The 6,073-nt window shown below is 45.5% G+C and carries 6 protein-coding genes; 1 reads left to right on the top strand and 5 read right to left on the bottom strand.

The annotated features are described in order from the left end of the window. The coding region (locus BCT81_RS29185) for a hypothetical protein (RefSeq protein WP_157938875.1) at positions 1–195 on the top strand (195 nt) is incomplete at its 5' end. 401 nt (positions 196–596) lie between these two features. On the opposite strand, the gene BCT81_RS17795 is transcribed toward BCT81_RS29185, so the two are convergent. From BCT81_RS17795 to rppH, 5 genes are read right to left on the bottom strand one after another with little or no spacing between them, the layout of a single operon-like run. Continuing rightward, the gene (locus BCT81_RS17795) at positions 597–1,448 is read right to left on the bottom strand and encodes a thymidylate synthase (protein ID WP_102425317.1); all 852 of its coding nucleotides are present in this window, start codon (positions 1,446–1,448) and stop codon (positions 597–599) included. 9 nt (positions 1,449–1,457) lie between these two features. Then, positions 1,458–2,279: a prolipoprotein diacylglyceryl transferase gene (gene lgt / locus BCT81_RS17800; RefSeq protein ID WP_102425318.1), complete on the bottom strand. Its 822-nt coding sequence runs from the start codon at positions 2,277–2,279 to the stop codon at positions 1,458–1,460. 55 nt (positions 2,280–2,334) lie between these two features. After that, on the bottom strand, positions 2,335–3,126 hold the full coding sequence (locus tag BCT81_RS17805) for a sulfite exporter TauE/SafE family protein (RefSeq protein ID WP_102425319.1): 792 nt from the start codon (positions 3,124–3,126) through the stop codon (positions 2,335–2,337). Positions 3,127–3,134: 8 nt separating this feature from the next. Continuing rightward, positions 3,135–5,384, bottom strand: a complete 2,250-nt coding sequence (ptsP, locus tag BCT81_RS17810) for a phosphoenolpyruvate--protein phosphotransferase (protein ID WP_102425320.1) — start codon at positions 5,382–5,384, stop codon at positions 3,135–3,137. A gap of 2 nt (positions 5,385–5,386) precedes the next feature. Beyond that, positions 5,387–5,905: an RNA pyrophosphohydrolase gene (gene rppH / locus BCT81_RS17815; RefSeq protein WP_004739545.1), complete on the bottom strand. Its 519-nt coding sequence runs from the start codon at positions 5,903–5,905 to the stop codon at positions 5,387–5,389. Positions 5,906–6,073 lie beyond the last annotated feature (168 nt).

Here is a 6,073-nt window from a genome sequence, read left to right on the forward strand (position 1 = left end):
GGGATTCGAGTGAACGAGTGGCGAAGAGATAAAAACGAATGCGAGTGGCGAGCGAAGAACCAGAAGCAGATTAGAGGTACGGGTAAGCAAGTAACGAAAAACACGAACTGTGATAGCCGTACTTGGTATATCGCCGACTCAAACCTAGGTATGCTTTTCGTATTCCTAATCTCATTTACTCGTTTCTACTCTTAGCTCTTCGCATCTCGAACCCCGTTTACTCACATCTAAAAATCCGTCATTCCCTACAGCGAGGAACGAGCGTGATAGGGAATCTCACAAACGCACCACGAAAGAGATTCCCTACTCCTTCCTTCGTCAGTCTAGGGAATGACGAATTGAAAAAAGATTCGAGATGAGAGTAAACGGGTAACGAAGAGATAAAGCCAGGTACGAATGGCGAAAAACTCGAACTCTGATTTTCTTATTTAATATCTAACCTACCTCTCAAACTAAAGATGCTCTTCGTATCCCTAGTCTCGTTTACTCGTATCTGCTCCTGATCTTCGCATATCGAGACCCGGTTACTCATCACTGCCCCCTTAAATAAAAAAGGCTGCACAGTGGCAGCCTTTCAATCAAACAAACGGATACGATTAAACCGAGAATGGATACTTAATCGCTTCGTGGCACTCGTAACCTTCAACCCAGAAGTCATCCATCGTTACCCAAGTTTCTAAATCCTCTAGAGACTTAATCTCAGGGTTGATGTGGAACGTTGGGCCCGCTAAAGGCTCACGCTTCAGCTGAATATCACGCATAGGTGCCAGTTGGTCTTCATAGATATGAGCATTAACTAGCTTGTGGTAAGCCACACCCGCTTTTTTACCGGTGATTTGCGCCATGATCGCTAGGAACACATACACTTGAACCATGTTGAAGTTCAGGCCTAGTGGTACATCACAAGAACGCTGAGTACTGTTTAGGTACAGAGTGTCACCAAGTAGAGAGAAATGGTGGCTGTACATACACGGACGCAAGCAGCCCATGTGGAACTCGCCTGGGTTGTAGAAGTTTAAGATCTCACCACGGTCATCGATACCGTTCGTCAGGTCATCGACAATCTTCTTCAGCTGGTCGATATGACCACCGTCAGGCTTTGCCCATGCACGGCCTTGAACGCCATAAACACGGCCCATGTCATCTTCACCCTTACGGTAAGGATTGTTCAGCCATGCTTCGTTCAAGTTAGAGTTTGCATCCCAAGTTTTTGTACCTAGTTTGCGAAAATCTTCAGCGTTGTCGTAACCGCGGATGTAGCCAAGCAGCTCAGCAACCGCAGCTTTCCAAAAGCTTTTACGCGTTGTGACAAGTGGGAACTGGTTGTTACCAACATCATATTCAAGGTCAGCATTGATCACGGTTAGGCAGCGCTTGCCCGTGCGTTCATTTTCAATCCAAGTACCGTTATCAACGATACGCTGACAGAGATCTAAATACTGTTTCACACCAATTCCTTACTTCGTTTGTTGTGGTAATTCGTCTTTGTAGTGACCACGCTTGTATGCCCAAACCATCATCAGCGAACCGATGATAACCATTGGCAGTGACAGGATCTGTCCCATAGAGATAAAGCCGCCGAACAAGCCTAGATGTGCATCTGGTTCACGTACGTATTCTACTAAGAAGCGGAATGTACCATATCCTGCAAGGAATAACCCTGATACAGAACCAAGAGGACGCGGCTTTTTAATAAACCAGTTCAAGATGAAGAACAGTACAATGCCTTCAAGCGCCATTTCATAAAGCTGAGATGGGTGACGAGGAAGTGGGCCGCCATTCGGGAATACGATTGCCCATGGCACATCTGTAACACGGCCCCAAAGTTCACTGTTCATGAAGTTGCCTAAACGCCCCATGCCTAAACCAAAAGGCACCAATGGTGCAATCATGTCTGCCACGCCAAAGAAAGTGCGACCATTCTTTTTCGCATACCAGAACATTGCGGTAATAACACCAAGCAAACCGCCGTGGAAAGACATGCCGCCAGTCCATACCTTAAATAGGTAAAGTGGATCCGCTAAGAAAAGGTCAAAGTTGTAGAACAACACGTAGCCAATACGACCACCAAGTACAACACCTAGAAAGCCAGCGAACAATAAGTCTGATACTTGCTCTCGAGTCCAACCGCTACCCGGCTGATCAGCTCGGCGATTTGCTAGCCAAAGAGCAAACATAAAACCGACAAGGTACATTAGGCCGTACCAACGAACTGAGATTGGTCCTAGTTCAATAAGAACAGGATCGATATTTGGGAATTCAATAAAACCCTGAGACATACTTGGCTCTCTATCTAAATTGAATAACGGTTAGCTCAATCGCTAACGAAAGACACTACAGCAGCATGGTCGCTGCTATAAACATTAAAAATATCGCAAAGAACTTCTTAAGTACTGGTGTTGGTAATTGTGTTGCCAGCTTCGCCCCTACTCGCGTGGTCAGTACTGATGTACACGATATCGCAATCAAGGCAGGTAGGTAGACATAACCAAGGCTAAACGCAGGCAGCCCCTCAACAGACGAGCCATGCCAAATAAAACCTAGCATTCCAGAGATAGCGATAACAAAACCACACACTGAAGACGAACCCACCGCCTTACGCATTTCCACACCGTGATGGTTAAGGAAAGGTACAGACAACGATCCGCCACCAATACCCGCTAGGCTTGAAACCAAACCAATACCACCACCACATAACATGGTTGTCGCAGAGCCTGGCATCGCTTTCTGGCTCTTAGAGCGAATCGACAACAGCATCTGCAGTGCTAGCACTAACACAATCACACCAAAAACTTTAGGCAAGTACTGAGAAGGAATAACGTCAGCTACAAAAGAACCGAGAAAACCGCCAACTACAACCCCTGGCATTAACCACTTCACGACAAATATCTCTACGTTACCCAACTTTAAGTGGTTAATCGCAGACGATCCTGACGTAACAATAATGGTAGATAGCGAGGTCGCTAATGCCATTTGCATTGCAAACTCTTGAGGAATACCCGCTTTCGGGAGCAAGAACAGTAAGGCCGGAACCACCAGCAACCCACCACCAATGCCCAGTAAGCCAGCTAAAACACCAACAACAGCACCAAGGCCTGCCAGCAAGCCTATCAGTTCATATGACACGTTAATTCCTATTTTTTACCTGCTCGAATGAAGCCTGTAAATTCACGCTCTTCGAAATAGTTCAGCATCATACTATAGATGTCACTGCCATACGGCTTTGAAAGTGCCTTATTTGCCAAATCCTGTAATTCGCTCAAGTTAGATTGACGAATCAAATACTTGGTTCTAGCCACATTCGAGGTGTTCATACTTAACGTCTGATAACCCAATCCAAGCAGTAACAATGCGCCCATTGGATCACCAGCTAGCTCTCCACAAATACACACAGGTAATTGATATTGCTTACAAGTATCATGAATCTGTTTCAATGCCATGATCACTGCCGGGTGCATAGATTCATAGACATCGGAGACGCGGGAATTGTTCCGATCAACGGCCAATAAATATTGGGTTAAGTCATTGGTGCCGACAGAGACAAAATCGACCTTGTCAGCAATAAGCGGTAGCAGATAGAGCATCGAAGGCACTTCAATCATGATACCGATACGAGGCATTCGCACTCGGTTATCAAGTTCATGCACTTCATCATACGCTTGCTCAATCAACTGTAGTGCGTCATCCAACTCCTGAGCGCCCGAGATCATCGGTAGCAAAATGCTCAAGTTGTGGCTTTCACAACTCGCACGCAACATGGCACGCAGTTGGATAATGAAGATATCTGGATGATCCAGCGTAAAGCGGATACCACGCCAGCCAAGGAATGGGTTGTCCTCCTCGATTGAGAAGTAAGGTAATGCCTTATCACCACCAATATCGAGCGTACGCATCACCACTTGCTTATTTGGGTAGCTAGAAAGTACAGAACGATACTGCTTGAACTGTTCATCCTCTGATGGGAAACGTTGTTGCAATAAAAAGGATATTTCCGTTCGATACAGGCCAACCCCATCAACGCCTTGGTTGATGGCAATATTGGTATCAGCGCTCAAGCCGGCATTAAGTAGGATTTCGACCTGTTGATCATCTTGGGTTTTCGCAGGTAGATACAGCTCGCGATTGACCATTGAGGAGAGTTCACTCTCTTCAAGAATCAGCCCGCGATACTCTTTGAGCAGGTTCTTGGTAGGCTCGATAAAGATCTCGCCACTGTAACCATCGACGATGGCTTGCTTACCATTCGCCTGCTCGAGGTTAATATTAACTCCCATCACCGAAGGAATACCAAGCGCGCGAGATAAAATAGCAGCGTGCGAGTTCGCCGCCCCTTCCAAAGAGATCACTGCCAACAGCTTCTCTTTTGGAATCGACGCTAATACAGAAGCTGTTAACTCACGAACCACCAGGATAATCGGTTTATCTAAGGTACGTAGCTCATATTCAGAGTTATGGAGGAAGTACAACAGCCTTTGGCCAAGTTCTCGGATATCCTGTGCCCTTTCACGCAGATAAACATCCGACATACGAGCAAAGCGATTGGAATAATTCTCAACCACCTGTCTTAGTGCCCAGTCCGCTTTATCACCTTTCTGAATCTGGCTTTTTAGATCCTTACGCAACATAGGATCGTTGAGTAAGTGCGTAAACAGGTCAAAGATCGCCAATGCGTCTTTATTGATTTCACTGTCTAAACGCTTTCGCATGCGCTTGAAGTCATTGAGGGCATTCTCAACCGCCACTGCCAATAACTCTTGCTCGCGCTCGATATTGAGCGTCGAAGCAGGGTACACATCCGTTAATTCAGGTTGGGTGTTGTCCCACCACAGATCACCAATCGCTACTCCAGATGAAGCTGCAATACCTTTGATGCCTGGCAGCTTTTGTTGTTCCAACAGCCAATGACCTTGGGTTTGAGCGTGAGCGACAATAACCGCAAGTTGAGCTGAGAGCGTAACGAGGAATGACTCTTCCATCTCGCTGAATAAACGAGGTGTTTTTTGTTGAATAACCAATACGCCAAGCACTTGCTTGCGATGGATAATAGGAGTACCAAGAAAAGAGTGGTAAATGTTTTCTCCAAGTTCTGGAAAAAACTTATAAGCAGGGTGAGCAGACGCTTGTGCAAGGTTAATAGGTTCAGCACTTCGTTTCACGAGGCCAACTAAGCCCTCGTCGAAACCAATATGAATACTATTACCTTCAAAGATCAGGCCTTGAGTTGCCATCAACTCAAGGCGCTGCATATCATTATTGGCTAAATACACGGTGCAACATTCCGTCTGCATCGCACTGCATGTCTCTTTAACTAGAATATCAAGTGCCGTCGATACATCTTCAACTCTTGATACGTGTTCAACTATTTCCCTTAGTTGACTGAGCATGCTTAACCTCTACGCAATTTGCGTTTTCCTTTTGTTTTTCGCTCTTTAAACGGCATTGCTAAAGATGCGAACTCTTTCATCGCTCGACGGTAAACATCTCGCTTAAAAGAAACTACTTGTCGAACTGGGTACCAGTAACTCACCCAACGCCAACCATCAAACTCAGGTGTACTCCCACGCTGCATATTGATACGCGATTCATCGCAATCTAAGCGTAAAAGGAACCACTTCTGTTTTTGTCCAATACAGACAGGTTTAGAATCCCATCGAACCAGTCGTTTGGGTAGCTTGTAGCGTAACCAATGACGACTTGTCGCGACGATCTTGACATCCTTTTTAGTAAGGCCAACCTCTTCATACAACTCACGGTACATTGCCTGTTCCGGAGTTTCACCTTCATCTATTCCCCCTTGAGGAAATTGCCATGAATGTTGCCCGTATCGTTTAGCCCAGAAGACCTGACCATGGTTGTTACAGATTACAATACCAACATTTAATCGGTAACCATCGCCATCTATCACTGGCCAACCTCTATCTAAATTTTTAATTACACTGATTTTTCCACATATCCCCAATTGGAGCAAACTTAGTGACGTGATAAGCGCTATATTTATGAATATTATCTGTGGATATGGATAAGTTTTGCTCAAATTTGAGTTACCCACACAATAGTGAGACCTAGACCACAT

This window comes from Vibrio sp. 10N.261.52.A1, assembly GCF_002876325.1.
GTDB lineage: Bacteria > Pseudomonadota > Gammaproteobacteria > Enterobacterales > Vibrionaceae > Vibrio > Vibrio chagasii.